This is a genomic window from Ramlibacter sp. JJN2-2R, from assembly GCF_057747835.1.
In genome coordinates, this window is sequence record NZ_CM173226.1 from 3135756 (window position 1) to 3152531 (window position 16776).

Genomic DNA, 16776 nt, shown 5'->3' on the forward strand with positions numbered 1-16776 from the left:
GCCATGTCCCTGTCTTCCGCTCCCGTTCCCGAACTCAAGCCCTTCGCCGAACTGGCCGTGCAGGTCGGCACGCCGATCGAAGTCGGGCGCACGCCGCGCGGCCTGCGCCGCATGATCCCGATCGTCGGCGGCCAGGCCCGCGGCGACGGCTGGACGGCCCGCGTGCTGCCCGGCGGCGCGGACTACCAGCTGGTGATCGGCGACACGCTCGCGGAACTGCAGGCGCACTACGTGCTGGAGACCGATGCCGGCGACCTGGTGTACGTGCGCAACCAGGCGATCCGCCACGCCTCGGCCGAAGTCACCGCCAGGCTGGTGCGGGGCGAGCCGGTGGATCCGGCGCTGGTGTACTTCCGCTGCCTGCCGGCCCTGGAGACGGCCTCGCGCACGCTGTCGTGGGTCAACGAGCGGCTGTTCGTCGGCTCGGGCGTGCGCCGGCCGGACCAGGTGGAGATGCGGTTCTTCGAGCTTGCGTGACGGACGCATGGCCGGCGCCGCGCTGCGGCGAGCATCGCGCGACGTGCGGCTCCCCGGACGCCGGCGCGCCGTCAATGATCCGGCCGGGCCAGTCGGTCAGGTGCACCGCGCGCTCGTCCTACACGAACTGCTGAGAGTCGGCTCCCTCGCGATGGCCCGCGATTGCGGACCATCACCCGCGACGCGATCGGTCGTCGAGGGAGTTTCGTTTGATCCAGGGAGAACTGAAGATGTCGCGCCGCCTGCCGGTGGCGCTCATGGCCTTGTGGCTGTCCGCCTGTGGCGGCGGCGGGGGAAGCGATCCGGCCACGGACACGGGTGCCACGGGGCAAGGCCCGCAGCCGCCGCAGGTCCAGAGCCCGGCACCGGCCCCGGCACCCGCGCCGGGCACCGCACCCGCGCCGTCCCCTGAGCCTGCTCCGGCACCTGCACCTGCACCTGCACCTGCACCTGCACCTGCACCTGCACCTGCACCTGCACCTGCACCGGCACCGGCACCTGCCCCAGCCCCGGCGCCTGCACCCGCTCCGGCGCCTGCACCCGCTCCGGCACCCGCGCCTGCTCCGGCACCCGCGCCTGCTCCGGCGCCTGCACCCGCACCGCTGCCTGCCGGCTGGAGCACCACCTCCCTGCCCTCCACGACGTGGCACTGGGTGGCGACCAATCCCACCGGCAGCGTGATGCTGGCCGGCGCCATCCCCGGCCCGCTGGAGCTGTCCACGGACGGCGGCGCCAGCTGGCGCGCGACGACCGCGCCCAGCGGCAACTGGATCTCGATGGACATGAGCGCCGCCGGCGACCGCATGCTGGCCGTGCAGTACTCGGGCGGCATGTTCCAGTCCAACGACCGCGGCGCGACCTGGACCCAGGTGCTGACGCCGGCGGTGAACATGAACAGCCGCGAGTTCGAGTCGGTCACCGTCTCGGCCAACGGGCAGCGCATCGCCAGCGCCATCATGAACGGCGAGATCGCCTACTCGCTGGACGGCGGGGCCACCTGGGCCGCGTCCCGTACCAGCGCCGGCGTGCTGACGGACTCCTTCCGCGCCATCGACAGCTCGGCCGACGGCTCGGTCGTCGTCGCGGCCACGCAAGGCGGGCGGCTGTACCTGTCTCAGGACGCCGGCGCCAACTTCGCGCCGCTGGCCATGAGCGTTGCCGGCAGCCCGGTGTCCAGCGGCTGGTACCGCGTCGCCGTCTCGCAGGACGGCAACACCATCGCGGTCGTCGGCAACGAGCAGTACGCGGCCCCCGCCACCGGCATCTATGTCTCGCGCGACCGCGGCGCCACCTGGACGCGCGGCCTGTCGAATGCGTCCGCCTACAGCTCGATCTCGATGTCGGCCACCGGCAACGTGATCGCGGTCACGGTGTCGGACGAACCGGCCGCCAACGCCACCGGGCGCGTGCTGCTGTCGTCCAACGGCGGCCAGTCGTTCTCGACGTTCGCGACCCCGCCGGGCGAGACCAACTGGCGCGCGATCGCGATCGACGCCAACGCCACGCGCGCCGTGCTGGCGGCCGGCACCTTCGCCAGCCGCAACGGGCAGGTGTACCTGTTCTCGGGATCGCTGGGCACGCCCTGAGGCAGGACGCCAAGGCGGCGGCGGGACTCGCGGGTCCCGCCGCCGCCTTAAGCGCCGCTCAGGCGCCGGCGGCCCGGATGTCGCCCAGCGCGGCGACGAGCGACGCGACGTCGCCGTCCTCGAGCCGGTGCACGGCGGCGATCACGCGGTCCTGGGCCTCGCGCGACATCACGGGCTCGGCCAGCAACCGGAACTTGCCCTGGACCGCGGCCCAGTCCAGCGGGCGCCGCCAGAAGCCGGGATAGTCCTCCTGCACCGCCTCCAGCCTGCGGCCGTCGCGCAGGTCCACCTTGATGCGCACCGGCATCGAGGCAGGGTACCGGCGCGTGAGCGGATCCAGGTGCTCGCGCACCATGAGCGGCGACTTGCCCGGCAGCACGGTGTTCACGCGCACCTTGCGCAGCAGCCGCTGCACGTCGCGGCGCCTGATGCGCTCGGGCGTCAGCTGCGCCGGCTGCACCTGCCCGTCCAGCAACGCCACCGCCAGCAGGTACGGCAGGCTGTGGTCCGCCTGCTCCTTGCCGTGCACCTCGTACCGGTCGCCGTACTCGCCGCCGCCGATGATGTTGAAGCAGGTGTGGAAGACCTCCGCCTCGATCCGCTCCACGTCGTCCGCGGCGAAGGCGACGTCGCGCTTGACGTTCAGCAAGGCATCGATGGACGACTGTGAATGCACCTCGGCGTTGTAGGTCTTCAGGATGCAGAAGCGGATGAGGTCGAAGCCCTCGTTCCACCAGTCGTGGTCGAGCTTCATCTTCAGCGCCTTCTCGTACCCGACGGGCCCCTCGAACAGGTGCACGGGGCCGGTCAGCCCCTCCATCGCGAGCATCAGCGAGTTGGCCGCGCCCATCGCGGTGAGCGAGGACGCGAACCCCTTCCACTGCGGCGTCGGGCTGGCGCGCCCGCACGCCAGCGACAGGAAACTGCAGCCGGTGATGCCGAGCGCGTTGGCCAGCACGTCGCGGTCGGCGCCCAGCAGCCGGCCCATGCCCGCGGTCTGCGACTGCGCGAGCAGCACGGTGTGGTCGAAGCCATTGCGCATGACCGGGAACACGTCCGTCAGCCGGCACTCGATCTGGTACGCCACGGCCATCGCGTCGAGGAACTGCTCGCCCGAACTGCCGGCCACCAGCCCGGCCGCCAGCAGCCCGCCGATGTTGTCGCTCGGGTGGCAGGTGGCTTCCTGGCCGAGGAAGTTGTCCATGAAGTCCGGATAGCGGATCAGCGCGGTGAGCCACTGGGCGGCGCGGTCGAACGCGACGGGGCCCAGCGCCGGCACCACGCAGCGCCCGCCCTCGCCCAGCGCGCGGATCTGGCGCTGCAGCGCGCGCGGCGTCTCCTGCGACAGCGAAAAGAGCAGCGAGCCCAGCGCGTCCAGCAGGTGGCGCTTGAGCTGCTCGCGCGTGTCGGCGTCGACTTCGTGCTCGCGCAGGGCGAAGCCGGCGATCTGTTCGGTCTGGGTGGGCGGCCGGTGTCTGCTTTTCATGGCACGACCAACGCTAGGCGGGCCAGCCGGCGGCCGGGGTCGGAGGCCGGCGGGCCCGCCTGTCGGCGTGGGGCGCGATGTCCGGGTTGACCCGCTCCCCGCACCGGTGGGGCGCCGGGAAGATGCCGCGCACAAGCACCACGAGGAGACACCGCATGCAACGCCGCGCCCTTCTGGCCGCCACCGCCGTGGCCCTGGCCGCCGCCGCCCCGCTGGCGAGCGCCCAGGACAAGTACCCGGCCAAGCCCATCACGTACATCGTGCCGTTCGGCCCCGGCGGCACCACGGACATCCTCGCGCGCCTGGTGACCACCAAGGCCGGCACGGGGCTGGGCACCACGTTCGTCATCGAGAACCGGCCGGGCGCGGGCGGCAGCAACGGCTCGGACCTGGCCGCCAAGGCGGCGCCGGACGGCTACACCATCCAGGGCGGCACGATCAGCTCGCACGCGATCAACGCCAGCCTGTACAGCAAGCTGCCGTACGACCCGATCCGCAGCTTCCAGCCGATCACCATGATCGGCTCCATGCCCAACGTGCTGGTGGTGCGCGCCGACAGCCCCTACCGCACGATGCAGGACGTGATCGGCGCGGCCAGGGGCAAGCCCGGCTCGATCAACTACGCCTCGTCGGGCACCGGCACCTCGCAGCACCTCTCGGGCGTGTTCTTCGAGCAGATGACCGGCGGCAAGATGGTGCACGTGCCGTACAAGAGCAGCGCCGAGTCGCTCAATGCGCTGCTGTCCGGCCAGGGCGCGGACCTGATCTTCGAGAACCTGGCGCCCGCGCTGCCGCACATCAAGTCCGGCAAGCTGCGCGCGCTGGGCGTCACCTCGGACAAGCGCTCCAACTCGCTGCCCGACGTGCCCGCCATCGCCGAGACCCTGCCCGGCTTCAGCATCGTGTCGTGGCAGGCCATCTTCGCGCCGGCGGGGGTGCCGCAGCCGGTGGTCGACCGCCTCTCGGGCGAGCTGATCAAGGCGATCAAGGACCCGGACACGCAGGCCAGGCTGGTGGCGCAGGGCATCGATCCATCGGGCATGAGCCCGGCCGAACTCGGCGCCTTCCAGAAGGCCGAGCTGGACAAGTGGGCCCGCGTGATCAAGGCCGGCAACATCAAGGCCGATTGATCCTGCCAAGCTGCGGGCGCCGCCGCCCGCGCCTAAGATGCTCCGGTCCACCGGGAGAACGCCCATGAGCGACCGAAGCATCCTGCAGCACATCAACGAGCTGGTCGAGGAAGAGAACCGGCTGCGCGCCGACCCGGTGCAGGCCGGCGGCGCCGACGAACGCCTGCGCCACATCGGCGAGGAGCTGGACCAGTGCTGGGACCTGCTGCGCCAGCGCCGCGCCAAGCGCGAGTTCGGCGAGGACCCCGAGAGCGCGCAGCCGCGCGACCCGCAGACGGTGGAGAACTACACCGGCTGACCGCACGAGGCACCGGACTGGATGGCGGGTCGAGCCCGCCATGACAGGCTTCGCGGCAATCGGTCCAGTTCTGTCCTGACAGGCTACCCGCCAGTCCGTCCCGCTGGGCACCCGCCCGCTCCTGTCATGCCAGGCCATCCCCTGACCTGCCAGACCACCCCCAGTCCCGTCCTGCCGGGCCACCACCCAGTCCTGTCATGCCGGGCTTGACCCGGCATCCAGTCCCGCGGCCGGCCGGTGGCGCGCAGCGGGGCGAGCGCGCCCGTGCCGCCTCAGTACAGCACCCGGCAGCGGATGGTGCCCGGTACGTTGCACAGCTCCTCCGACGCGACGTCGTGCGAGCTGCGGTCGACGTCGATCACCACGTAGCCGATGTCGCCGCGCGTGCCCAGGTACTGCGCCGCGATGTTGACGCCGGCGCGCGAGAGCCGCTCGTTGACCGCGGCCAGGATGCCGGGCACGTTGCGGTGGATGTGCAGCAGCCGCGAGCGGCCGGTGTGCTCGGGCAGCGACACCTCGGGAAAGTTCACGGCCGAGACGGTCGAGCCGTTGTCCGAATAGCGCACCAGCTTGGCCGCCACCTCGCGGCCGATGTTCTCCTGCGCCTCCGCGGTCGAGCCGCCGATGTGCGGCGTGAGCAGCACGTTGTCGAAGCGGGTCAGCGGCGACTCGAACGTCGCGTCGTTGCCCTTGGGCTCGACCGGGAACACGTCGATGGCCGCGCCGGCGACCTGCCCGCGCTCCAGCGCCGCCGCGAGCGCATCGATGTCGACCACCGTGCCGCGCGAGGCGTTGATCAGGTGGCTGCCCGGCTTCATGCGCGCCAGTTGCGCCGCCCCGACCATGTTCATCGTGTCCGGCGTCTCCGGCACGTGCAGCGTGACGACGTCGGCCACCTCCAGCAGCGCGTTCAGGTCCCGCACCTGGCGCGCATTGCCCAGCGGCAGCTTGGTCTCGACGTCGGCGAACACCACCTGCATGCCCAGCTGCTCGGCCAGGATGCCCACCTGCGTGCCGATGTGGCCGTAGCCCACGATGCCCACGGTCTTGCCCCGCACCTCGTTGGCGCCGGCGGCGCTCTTGACCCAGCCGTTGCGATGCAGGACCGCGTTCTTGTGCGGGATGCCGCGCATCAGCATCACGATCTCGGCCAGCACCAGCTCGGCCACGCTGCGCGTGTTGGAGAACGGCGCGTTGAACACCGGGATGCCGCGGTGCAGGGCCGCGCCGAGGTCGATCTGGTTGGTGCCGATGCAGAAGGCGCCGACGGCGGTGAGCCTGGACGCGTGTGCGAGCACCTGCTCGGTCAGTTGCGTGCGCGAGCGGATGCCCAGGAAATGCGCGTCCCGCACGGCGGCGAGCAGCTCGTCGCCGGACAGCGCCTTGGGCAGGCTCACGACCTGGCTGTAGCCGGCGGCCTCGAGGGTGGCGACCGCCGAGGCATGGATGCCTTCCAGCAGAACGAACTTGAGCTTGTCCTTGGCGAACGAATGGCGGGGCGTGGTCATGGCCCATTCTCGTCCCGCCGCGCGGCGGCATCGCGCCGTGGGGTCACTCGGGCGCGCCGCTGTCCGAGGCCCGGCGCCGACCTCCGGCCGGTGGCGGCGCGGCGCTCGCACGGCACGCCGGCGCCGCCGCGAAGACCGCGCGCCCGGTGGTCAGTGGGACGTGTCGAACCGGATGCGGATCGGGTAGTCCATGCGGCAGGGCCGCCCCTTGCACAGGGCCGGCTTGAACCGGGTCTGCATCAGGACGGTCGCGGCGTAGCGCGCCATCTCCGGGCTGGGCGAGCCGACCACCTGGACCTCCGAGACCTCGCCGGCCGGATCCACGGAGGCGACGAGGGTCACCTGCCCTTCGACGAGCAGCACCTGCTGGCCCTTCTGGATGGCGGCGTAGACCGGCTTGAGGCCCGCGGCGGGAAACGGCGGCTCGTCGCCCTCGCCCATCGCCTCGTAGAGGCCACGCACCTGCGCCTTCTCCTGCGGCGTGAGTTCGGCGTACGTCTTGTCCAGCGGCAACTGCGAGCCCGTCACCACATACCGGCGGATGTGCGAGCCGATGGGCGCATCGGGCTCGGGCAGGCTGAAGCGTCCCGCCGGCACCTGGGCGACGGCGGCGGCAGCCAGGCAGGCGATCGCGGCTGCGATGCAGGGCCGGTGCGACATCTTCATCGGGACCTCCTGTCCATTCCAGCGGCGCCCCGAGCCCATGCGGCAAGCGCCTCGCCGCCGGTTGTACCGCAGCCGCCACGCGCCGCGAACGAGCCGCACGGGCGTGGACGACGACCACGAATGCTGCTAGGGACGGAGGAGCTGGCGCGCGCGAGGGACAGGAAGCGGCGCGGCGGCCGTGGGGTCGTGGGCGTCAGGCTGCTGGCGCCAGGCCCTGGCCACGCGTGGCCGCGTCAGCGCGGCCAGATCGCCACGAGCAACGCGAAGCCGCCGATCGTCACCAGCAGGCCGAGCAGTGCCAGCGTGGCAGCGGCGCGCCCGAGGACCCGCGAAGCGGAGCGCTGGCCCCTCGCCTGCGCCGGCCAGCGCCGACGCGTCCAGACGGCCAGCCCGGTGCCGGACACCAGGAGGGCGCCCTGCCATGGCAGCGAGCCCCCGGGCAAGGCCGCATCGAGCGCGGGCAGGAACCACACACCGGCGATGCAGGCGAGCGAGCCCACGCCAGCGAGGAGCGAGCGATCGCGCGGGTGTGGTGGGGGGAGGATGGAGGACGGGGCGGACATTCAGGGCGGGGCGGACCGCGGTTGCCGAAAGGCCGATCACGGATCGGGCAGGCTCGACCGGCGGCATGCTAGCCGGGCGCCGGCCCGCCGACAAGCCGCCCCGCCCGCAGCACCGCGCCAATGCGAGGTCAAGCTCAGTCCTCTGGTCATCGCGGGCCCCACCCGCCATCCAGTCCCGCGCTATTTCGGAATCGCCTGCATCCACATCGCCATGCGCTCGGCCACGGCCGGGCCGGCCACGCCGCGCCAGGTGGCCGCGCCATCGAGGTGCAGCGCGGCGCGAACCTGGTGCTGCACCCAGTCGGGCGAGTTGGTCATCGCCGCCAGCTTGTCGGCCGGGCCGCGGATCAGGAAGAAGCCGTTCACGGTGCCGCCGTGCGATTCCAGCAGCACCGGCTCGAACGACTCGATGGTGCCCTGCGACTTCTGTGCCTCCAGGTAGGCGGTGAACTCCTGGAAATGCTTGCCGCTCAGCTGCTCCCGGCCAGGCAAAGACCGGTTCCAGCCGAACAGGACCACGTTCGAGCTCATGTCATCTCTCCTTCATCGCCGACAGGGCGGGCCGTTGGTTTAGGCGCGGGCCCGCCCGAAGTCAAGGCGCGCAGGGCAAGGAGGTGCGCTGGCTGGCGACGATGGCGCAAATCGGGACAGGGCCCGGGAGAAAACGGCTAGAGCAGGTTGGGACGTCCCAGCTGGGCGCGAAGCATCTCCAGCGCCTCGCGGCTCGCCTCGGCGGCGTCGGTCAGCAGCCCCGCCTTGCGCAGCGCCCATGCCTGCAGCTCGATGTACCAGCCGAGGAGGAACTCGCGCGGACAGTAGCGGCCACCCAGGTACAGCGGGATCCGTCGCCCTTCGGTGGTGACCGCGGCGATCGAGAACCACTCGACGGTGTCGCGGTAGGCAGGCAGCAGGTCGGTGAGGTCGAAGCCGAAGAACAGTTCCTGCAGCAGCGCATGGCTCTCGTGCACGCGGTATTCCAGGCCGCGGATGTCGGCAAAGGCGGCCTGCTCGCTCGCGGCGTCGCGCCGGACTTCGAAGCGGCGTTCCTTCGGATAGATGGCGATCTCGCCGACGCTGGTGGCGAACCGGACGATCGCGCTGCCCTGGCGAACGAGCTTGAACTTGCCGGCGGGCTGGGCGCGAAACAGTGCGACCCACGCGGTGTCGATGGCGACCGCCGCCAGCGCCGAGATCGCGATGACCAGCAGGCTCATGCCGTGGACGCCATGAAGGAAGCTGCCGAAGCCGAAGGCCTGGCGCCCGCGATGGCAGACCGCTCCGGGGAGGCATCGGGAGACGAGCGCGACACGGGTGTTCGTCCCTGCTCAGTCGGCATCCGGCGCCGGCTCGATGTCGATCTCGCGCTCGAACAGGTCGATGGCCGCGCCGGCGACCTGGGCGGTGTCGAAGTAGGCATAGGCCGCGACACCGAGCGCGCCGATCATCGGCAACCAGCGGCCCAGCCCCCTGGCGAGCGCGCCCTGCGTGACCTTCACGCCGATGCGGCGCGTGGCCGAGTGCAGCACCCGCAGCGTCGCCTGGCGCACCAGGTACCTTTCGCCGGCCCGCACGACCAGGTCGCGCACCGCCTGCGAGGCCGTGTGCTTGAACAGGCAATAGAGCATCTGCTCGCGCGTCAGCGTGGCCTTCTTGCCGTGGACCGCCGAGATGTCCGCCACCATCTGTGCCTGGATCCGCCAGACCGCGACCATCTCCGGCAGGATGGTGACCCAGCCCGCGGGGCCCGGCGGCAGCGCCAGCGTGCCGGCCGCCGCGGCGGCCTTGGCTGCCGCCTTCGCCGCGATCTTGCGCGCCGCCTCCCTGGGCGCCTTGTGGCGCCGCTCGGTGGAGGTGGGCACGTCGCCCAGCAGGTCCAGGATCCGTTCGGCCACGCGCGTGGCGGCGTCGACGGAGGCGGTCGCCGGCAGTGGCGGCTTGCGGCGTGCGAGTGCTCTTCGTTGCGTCATTGCATCCCGTGGTCGGTGGTGGGAGTTGGCCGCGGCCATCGCCTCACGGAACGGGCGGCAGCGCGAGGCGAGACACGCTCGTGGCGGCGCGCCGCAGCGCCTTGCCGTCACGCTCGGACGTGACCGTGCGCCGCAGCACCAGCGTCTCGCCTTGCAGCGCAACCTGCGTTTCCTGCGTCACAAGCAGCGAGGAACCCGGTCCCACCACCGTCGTGCGCATGTCGCGCGTGACGCTCAGGCATTCGCGCCAGGCCTTGGGGCCCAGCGCGCAGACGACGGCGACACGGCTCTCGTACAACCCGGCCCCCCGCACCACCGCGTAGGTCAGGCCCAGGCGGCCGGGCCCGGCGGCGAACGGCTCGACCGCCCCCGGGTAGTCGAAGGCCGCCAGCGGCGGGCCGTCGGGCTGCGCCGCATCGAGCAGCACCGCGCCGCCACCGAACTCGCGGTCGTTCGAGAGCGTGACCGCCGTCAGGCATCGCCCCCGATGCGCCACCGCCGCCGTGGCGACCTGCACGTCGACATAGCCGGAGGCGCTCGGGTCGCGCCCGAAGGTGCGGTCGAGGTGCGCCATCAACCGCTGCGCAGCGGCGTCGTCGACCGCGGCGGCGCGGCATGCCTGCGCCGCCGCCGCTGCCGGGAGCGCGCCAGGCCAGGAAGCCCAGTGCCAGCGCGAAGCCGGCGTGGTGGATGCGCAGGCGATGGACAAGCGTCATGGCCGAAGTGTCGCCGGTCATGGGCGGCAAGGCCAGTACCTGCCCTGAGTGCAGCAGTTGCCGGTGCGGCTCTTGCGACGTCCGCGTGCGCCCCCTCACCGCGTCTTCGCGCGTCACGAAACTGACATTGCCCCGCAAGACACTGTGCCCGTCTTCGCATGGCCCGCGCCGCGTCGACCCCAGCGCTCCTCGAGCACGAACCTCCTGTCCGCCACCACTTCATCCATGACCCAAGCCACTCCCCTGTCCCGCCGCCGCATCCTCCAGGCCCTGGCCGGAGCCCCGCTGCTGCCCCTGACGTCCACGCTCGCCGTGGTCCCGCTTGCGGCCTGCGGCGGTGGCGGCTCCCAGTCGGCCCTGGCCGCACAGGCCGCCCGGGCCGACTTCGCCGGCGTGGACTTCCTGCCCATGGCCGCGCCGTCGCTCGCCAACCCCGCCGCCATGGCCACCACCAGCGTCGCCTCGACGATGGTGGTGCGCTACGCCAACGGCACGCAGGACACTTACCAGCTCGCCTACCAGCCCTTCTTCACCACCGGCGACCAGGTGCCCGACGGCAAGGGCGGCACCACGCTGGCGGGCGGCTACTACGACATCGACAAGCAGCCGATCATCGACCGCTCCGTCGCGGGCCAGGAGCGGCAGTTCTACTCGGACGCGCCGGACGGCATGTCGCTGCTGACCGTGCCCAATGCCAGCGTCGCCGGCGTGAAGGGCAACCCGGTGTTCGCCGTGGTGCAGTTCGAGTACACGAGCCGCGACAACGCCGGCAATTCCGCCTACGGCCGGCTGCCGTCGCAGATCGCCGTGCTCACGCTCGACCAGGATCCCGCCACGGGGCGCCTGGCGCTGGTCAAGTACGCCACCGTGGACACCGCCGCCGTCCACGGCCTGTGGATCACCTGCGGGGCCAGCCTGTCGCCCTGGGGCACGCACCTCTCGAGCGAGGAGTACGAGCCGGACGCCACGCTCGCGACGAACGCGCAGCTGCAGGCGTTCAGCACGAACCTCTATGGCGACGCGGCGCGTGCCCGGCCCTACCACTACGGCCACCTGCCCGAAGTGACCGTGCGGCCGGACGGCACCGGCACGATCCGCAAGCACTACTGCCTGGGCCGCATCTCGCACGAGCTGGTGCAGGTCATGCCCGACGAACGCACCGTGCTGATGGGCGACGACGCGACCAACGGCGGCCTGTTCATGTTCGTGGCCGACCAGGCGCGCGACCTCTCGGCCGGCACGCTGTACGTGGCCAAGTGGAAGCAGCAGACTTCGGCCAACGGCGGTTCGGCGCTGCTGTCCTGGATCCGCCTGGGCCATGCGACCAGCGACGAGATCCAGGCGCTGGCCGACACCCTCGGCGCCGCATCGATCGTCGACGCGAAGACGGCCGACCCGCTGGATGCGAGCTACACCCGCATCCGGTTCTCGGGCAAGGACAACTGGGTGAAGTTCGTCCCCGGCCAGGAGAAGGCGGCCGCGTTCCTGGAGACGCACCGCTATGCCGCCTTCAAGGGGGGCAGCCTGGGCTTCACCAAGATGGAAGCCACCACGGTCAACACGAAGGACAAGGTCGCCTATTCGGCCATGTCCTACATCCAGGCCTCGATGGTCGACGGCACCACCGACATCAAGGTGACGGGGCCCAAGGCCGGGGCCGTCTACGCGCTCAACCTGAAGGGCGGCCAGAAGGACGACACCGGCGCCGACATCGCCAGCGAGTGGGTCCCCGTGGACATGGCGGCCATGCTGCTGGGCGAAGACCTGGCCTCGGCCGACGCACTGGGCAACCTCGCCAACGCGGACAAGATCGCCAATCCCGACAACATCAAGTTCTCGGAGAAGCTGCGCACGCTGTTCATCGGCGAGGACAGCGGCATGCACGTCAACAACTTCCTGTGGGCGTACAACGTCGACAGCAAGCAGCTCAGCCGCCTCCTGTCCACGCCGTCCGGCGCCGAATCCACCGGCCTGCAGGCGGTGGACGAGATCAACGGCTGGACATACATCATGAGCAACTTCCAGCACCCCGGCGACTGGGAGACCCCGCTGCACGACAAGGTGAAGGCGACGCTCGACCCGCTGGTGCGCGCCAACTACAAGAACCGCAGCGCCGCGGCCGTCGGCTACCTCACCGGCGACGGCCGGCAGATGCGGCTGTCGCGCCAGGGCTGACGCGCGCCTGCCCGCGCCGGGCTGCCCCGGCCCGGGCTTCCTCGGCCATCGCGCGCGTCAGTCCCAGAACGGCCCGGCGCGCCGTCGCATGCCGCGGCAGGCCTCGGCGCACTCGCGCGCCTGGACCGGTTCGCGAGCGGCGAGCCATCCGACCCCGAACCAGGCGGCCGGATCGGTGCCGGCCCGTTCGATGTAGAGCGCCTTGGCCACCGCCAGGTCCTGGTAGCGGCCGAGCGCATCCTGCAGCGCCTTGAGCGAACGCACGTAGCGATCCACCTTGCGGCCCGCGAACAGCGGGCGGGCGAGCTCGGCGAAGTAGCGCAGGCGCTTCAGGCGCTTGCGGACCCGGTGGCGCTGCGGTTGCGGCAGCTCCTCGAAGCGCCGCCCATCCCGGACGACGTTGCGGTGCAGCTTCGCCAGCCGCGCGCGGGCCAGCTTGCGCAGCGGCTTCCAGCCCTCGGCCGTGCCGCCGGCATCGAGCTCGCGAAGCTGCTGGATCCTCGCGATCACCTGCAGCGCCGCCAGCTGGAACGAGGCCTCGCGGATGGCCGCCCCCACGTCCGGCAGCTCGGGGCGCCAGGGCGCGGCCGGGTCGCCGTGGCGGGCGAGTTCCTCCTGCAGGCCCGGCAGCAGCGTCGCGCGGTCGCGGTGCGCGCCCAGCACGGCGAACAGGCCACGCAGTTGCGCGTCGACCTCGGCCTCCAGGTCGCCGACCAGGCTGGTCCCGCGCAGTTCGCGCAACGTGCTGCGCAACCGCCTCAGGCCGACGCGCAGCTGGTGGATGTGTTCGTCGCCACCCTGCCCCAGCGCCAGTTCCCGGGCATTGCCCAGCACCTGCTGCAGCGCCGATTCGAGCATCGCCGCCACCAGCGCCGCCGACGTGCGCGGCGCGGACACGGACGTAGCCTGCGTGGGCGGGGCTTCGAGGCTGCCGTGCGCGAGGCGCCGGCCCGCCATGGATTTGGACACCGGGTCGAGCCACAGGGCGTGCTCCTCGCACCAGCGCCGCGCCAGTCCGAGCAGCGCCACGGGGCTGCCGCCCTTGAGTTCGAACTCGACTTCGAGCACCGGCAGCGACCGGCCCGCCGCGCGGATCTCTCCGCGGTCGAACGCCACCTCCACCGTGGCGCCGGCGCTGTCGAACGTCCGCGCGAGCCTGACCACATCCGTCTCGAAGGTGGGCTGCAGCTCACCCTGGGCGCGATCGAGTGCCGCACGCAGCGCCTGGGCCACCGGATGCCCGGCATGCAGCTGCGGGTCGGGCCGGGCGCTGTCGCCGTGGGCGACGGGCGCGTTGTGCTCGAGGCGCTCGAACGCGCCGCTCCCGGGGCCCTTGGCGGTCTGCACCCAGTGGCGGCCCTCCTGCCGCAGGCGCAGGACCAGGCCCGACTGCGCCAGCGCCTCGTCCGGCGTGTCGAAGTAGCGTGCACGCAGCGGCAGGCGTTCGGCCCGGTCCGGATCCAGCGCCCTTTCGACCGCGTCCGCGCGTTCGGGCGGCACCTGGAACTTGAGTTCGAACTCGGTCATGGTGGCCAACGATTGTGCGGCGCATCCAGGCGGCACGGGGCGACCGCGTGCCGTCGGCGGACCGACGTCACCGTCCTGTCACACCTGAAGTCGACACTCCCGCGGTATCGTCACATTCCTGACACCTGCATGTGCGACAGCGCCTTGGCCACCGAGCCCTTCCTCGACCGGGACCATGCGATCCTGGCATTCAACGAACGGGTGCTCGACTGGGCGCACCGGCCCGGCGTTCCCCTGCTGGAGCGCCTGCGCTTCCTGGCCATCGTGTCGTCGAACCTGGACGAGTTCTTCGAGGTGCGCGTGGCCGACCATCTCTCGGCCGCCCTCGCGGGCGAACCCAAGGGCCCCTGCAGCGTTCGAAGCTTCGAGAAGCTGTCCGCCGCCGCGCACCGCCTGGTCGGGCGCCAGTACGCGCTCTACAACGACGAGCTCATGCCGGCGTTCGCCAGGCAGGGCATCGCGATCGTCTCGCACGGCGAGCGCAACGCCGCACAGAAGGCCTGGGTGCGGGACTACTTCGACCGCGAGGTGCACCCCCTGCTGATCCCGGTCGCGCTGGACCCGGCCCACCCCTTTCCGCAAGTGGCCAACAAGTCGCTGAACTTCATCGTCCGGCTCGCCGGCAAGGATGCCTTCGGCCGCGAGAACGAGATCGCCATCGTCAAGGTGCCGCGCGTGCTGCCGCGCCTGATCCGCATGCCGGCCGCCGTGGCGGGCAAGCGGCAGCTGCTGGTGTCGCTGTCCAGCGTGATCCGCGCCCATCTCGACCTGCTGTTCCCCGGCCGCGACGTCGGCCAGTTCTCGCAGTTCCGCCTCACGCGCCATTCGGAGCTGGCGCTCGGCGAGGAGGAGGTGCGCAACCTGCGCACCGCCCTGCGCCTGGGCCTGCAGCACCGCCATTACGGCCAGGCCGTGCGCCTGGAGGTGTCGGCCGGCTGCTCGCAGCACCTGTCGACCTTCCTGCTCACGCAGTTCGGCCTGCCCGACGCCGCCCTTTACCGCGTGCACGGGCCGGTCAACCTGGTGCGCCTGCAGCAGATGATCGACCTGGTCGACGCACCCAAGCTGCTGTTTCCGCCCTACACGGCCAGCTATCCGCGCGCCCTCGTGCCGGGCCGGCCCGTGTTCGAGCAGGTGAAGAAGGACGACGTGCTGATGCACCATCCCTTCGAGAGCTTCGAGGGCGTGCTCGCCTTCCTGCGCGAGGCCGTGCGCGATCCGCAGGTGCTCGCCATCAAGCAGACCATCTACCGAACCGGCAACGACTCGCAGATCGTCGAGCTGCTGCAGGAGGCCGTGCGCGAGGGCAAGGAAGTGACCGTGGTGGTGGAACTCAAGGCCCGCTACGACGAGGAGGCGAACATCAACTGGGCCGAGGCCCTCGAAGCGGTGGGCGCCCAGGTCGTCTATGGCGTGGTCGGCCTGAAGACCCACGCCAAGATGCTGCTGGTGACGCGGCGCGAGGGCTCGGCCCTCGTGCGCTACGCGCACCTGTCCACCGGCAACTACAACCCGCGCACCGCGCGGCTGTACACCGACATCAGCCACCTGACGGCGGATCCGCAGCTGACCGCCGACATCGAGCAGGTGTTCGTCCACCTGGCCAGCCAGAGCCGGCTGCCGCGGCTGCACCACGTCTGGCTGGCGCCGTTCCACCTGCAGCGCAAGCTGATCGAGCGGATCGACGAAGTCGGCACCGCGGCGGCCAACGGCCAGGATGCCCGCATCGTGCTGAAGATGAATGCGTTGACGGACGAGCCGCTGATGGAGGCGCTGGTGCGGGCGGGCAAGCGCGGCGCGCGCGTCGATCTCATCATCCGCGGCGCCTGCATGCTGCCGGCGGGCGTTGCCGGGCTGACGGAGAACATCCGCGTGCGCTCGGTGATCGGCCGCTTCCTGGAGCACTCGCGCCTCTTCTACTTCCGCAGCGGCGAAGCGGAGGAGCTCTACCTGTCCAGCGCCGACTGGATGAACCGCAACATGCTGCGCCGGGTCGAGCTGGCCTGGCCGGTGCGCAACGCACGGCTGCGCCAGCGGCTGGTCGACGAGTGCCTGCTCGCCTACCTGCACGACAAGCGCGACGCGTGGGACCTGCAGCCGGACGGCACCTACCGGCGCGTCAAGGGCGCCGAAGATCCCGACGCCCACGGCGCGCAGGATGCCCTGATGGCGCGCTATGGCGCCCCACCGGGCGAGACGGAGGTTGCACCATGGAAATGATCTTCTGGCGCCACGCCGAAGCCGAGGACGCGCGGGACGGCCTGGCGGACGTCGATCGCGCGCTCACGCGCCGGGGCGAAGCGCAGGCCGCACGGGTCGGCAGGTGGCTGGACCGGAACCTGCCCGCGGACACGCTCGTGCTGTGCAGTCCCGCGCTGCGCTGCCAGCAGACGGCGCTGCGCCTGGGCCGGCCGTTCATGCTGCGCGATGAACTGGCCCAGGGCCGCCCGGCCGCGGACCTGCTGCGGGCCGCGCAGTGGCCCTCTGCCAGCCGGCCGGTGCTGGTCGTGGGCCACCAGCCCGCGCTCGGCGACGCGCTCGCGCAGTTGCTGCGCCTGAAGGACGACAACTGCGCCATCCGCAAGGGTGCGGCCTGGTGGCTGCTCGCCCGCGTGCGCGGCGGCCAGCAGGCGGCGGAGATCCGGGCGGTGCAGTCGCCCGAGGCCGACTGACGCGC

16 protein-coding genes are annotated in these 16776 nt (G+C 71.7%); 7 read left to right on the forward strand and 9 right to left on the reverse strand.

Annotated elements, in window-relative coordinates; genetic code table 11:
• Window positions 1-3: 3 nt before the first annotated feature.
• Entirely contained in the window at window positions 4-477 is a 474-nt protein-coding gene (locus AC3ANR_RS15165) for a DUF3237 domain-containing protein (RefSeq protein ID WP_488288939.1), read from the forward strand.
• 653 nt (window positions 478-1130) lie between these two features.
• Complete coding sequence (locus AC3ANR_RS15170) at window positions 1131-2063, forward strand: WD40/YVTN/BNR-like repeat-containing protein (protein WP_488288940.1); 933 nt, start codon at window positions 1131-1133, stop codon at window positions 2061-2063.
• 58 nt (window positions 2064-2121) lie between these two features.
• Here the strand turns inward: AC3ANR_RS15170 and AC3ANR_RS15175 are convergent, their stop codons facing one another.
• Window positions 2122-3549 (reverse strand): MmgE/PrpD family protein, encoded by a 1428-nt coding sequence (locus AC3ANR_RS15175; protein ID WP_488288941.1) that lies wholly within the window; start codon window positions 3547-3549, stop codon window positions 2122-2124.
• 155 nt (window positions 3550-3704) lie between these two features.
• On the opposite strand from AC3ANR_RS15175, the gene AC3ANR_RS15180 reads away from it, so the two are divergent.
• Together AC3ANR_RS15180 and AC3ANR_RS15185 are read left to right on the forward strand one after the other, a co-directional pair.
• Window positions 3705-4679, forward strand: a complete 975-nt coding sequence (locus tag AC3ANR_RS15180; protein ID WP_488288942.1) for a Bug family tripartite tricarboxylate transporter substrate binding protein — start codon at window positions 3705-3707, stop codon at window positions 4677-4679.
• A 64-nt stretch (window positions 4680-4743) separates the two neighbouring features.
• Window positions 4744-4977 (forward strand): DUF2630 family protein, encoded by a 234-nt coding sequence (locus AC3ANR_RS15185; RefSeq protein ID WP_488288943.1) that lies wholly within the window; start codon window positions 4744-4746, stop codon window positions 4975-4977.
• A gap of 272 nt (window positions 4978-5249) precedes the next feature.
• On the opposite strand, the gene serA is transcribed toward AC3ANR_RS15185, so the two are convergent.
• The 7 genes from serA to AC3ANR_RS15220 all read right to left on the reverse strand — a co-directional run bounded on the left by serA (window position 5250) and on the right by AC3ANR_RS15220 (window position 10255).
• Entirely contained in the window at window positions 5250-6485 is a 1236-nt protein-coding gene (gene serA / locus AC3ANR_RS15190) for a phosphoglycerate dehydrogenase (RefSeq protein WP_488288944.1), read from the reverse strand.
• A 150-nt stretch (window positions 6486-6635) separates the two neighbouring features.
• Entirely contained in the window at window positions 6636-7151 is a 516-nt protein-coding gene (locus AC3ANR_RS15195) for a TonB family protein (protein WP_488288945.1), read from the reverse strand.
• 233 nt (window positions 7152-7384) lie between these two features.
• Window positions 7385-7651, reverse strand: coding sequence for a hypothetical protein (locus AC3ANR_RS15200; protein WP_488288946.1), 267 nt, complete (start codon window positions 7649-7651; stop codon window positions 7385-7387).
• Between the two features lie 243 nt (window positions 7652-7894).
• Window positions 7895-8245, reverse strand: a complete 351-nt coding sequence (locus AC3ANR_RS15205) for a hypothetical protein (protein WP_488288947.1) — start codon at window positions 8243-8245, stop codon at window positions 7895-7897.
• A gap of 137 nt (window positions 8246-8382) precedes the next feature.
• A complete protein-coding gene (locus AC3ANR_RS15210; protein ID WP_488288948.1) occupies window positions 8383-8928 on the reverse strand; it encodes a hypothetical protein in 546 nt (181 codons plus the stop codon).
• Window positions 8929-9039: 111 nt separating this feature from the next.
• Window positions 9040-9681: a hypothetical protein gene (locus AC3ANR_RS15215; RefSeq protein WP_488288949.1), complete on the reverse strand. Its 642-nt coding sequence runs from the start codon at window positions 9679-9681 to the stop codon at window positions 9040-9042.
• A gap of 43 nt (window positions 9682-9724) precedes the next feature.
• A complete protein-coding gene (locus AC3ANR_RS15220) occupies window positions 9725-10255 on the reverse strand; it encodes a hypothetical protein (protein ID WP_488288950.1) in 531 nt (176 codons plus the stop codon).
• Between the two features lie 367 nt (window positions 10256-10622).
• On the opposite strand from AC3ANR_RS15220, the gene AC3ANR_RS15225 reads away from it, so the two are divergent.
• Window positions 10623-12572 carry a PhoX family protein gene (locus AC3ANR_RS15225; RefSeq protein ID WP_488288951.1) on the forward strand — a complete coding sequence of 650 codons (1950 nt, stop codon included), beginning with the start codon at window positions 10623-10625 and terminating at the stop codon, window positions 12570-12572.
• Between the two features lie 57 nt (window positions 12573-12629).
• On the opposite strand, the gene AC3ANR_RS15230 is transcribed toward AC3ANR_RS15225, so the two are convergent.
• Window positions 12630-14099: a CYTH and CHAD domain-containing protein gene (locus AC3ANR_RS15230; RefSeq protein WP_488288952.1), complete on the reverse strand. Its 1470-nt coding sequence runs from the start codon at window positions 14097-14099 to the stop codon at window positions 12630-12632.
• Between the two features lie 129 nt (window positions 14100-14228).
• Here AC3ANR_RS15230 and ppk1 point away from each other — a divergent pair, with 129 nt between their 5' ends.
• Window positions 14229-16319, forward strand: a complete 2091-nt coding sequence (gene ppk1 / locus AC3ANR_RS15235; protein ID WP_488288953.1) for a polyphosphate kinase 1 — start codon at window positions 14229-14231, stop codon at window positions 16317-16319.
• Window positions 16310-16771: a SixA phosphatase family protein gene (locus tag AC3ANR_RS15240; RefSeq protein WP_488288954.1), complete on the forward strand. Its 462-nt coding sequence runs from the start codon at window positions 16310-16312 to the stop codon at window positions 16769-16771. The genes ppk1 and AC3ANR_RS15240 overlap by 10 nt, the downstream gene beginning before the upstream one ends.
• Window positions 16772-16776 lie beyond the last annotated feature (5 nt).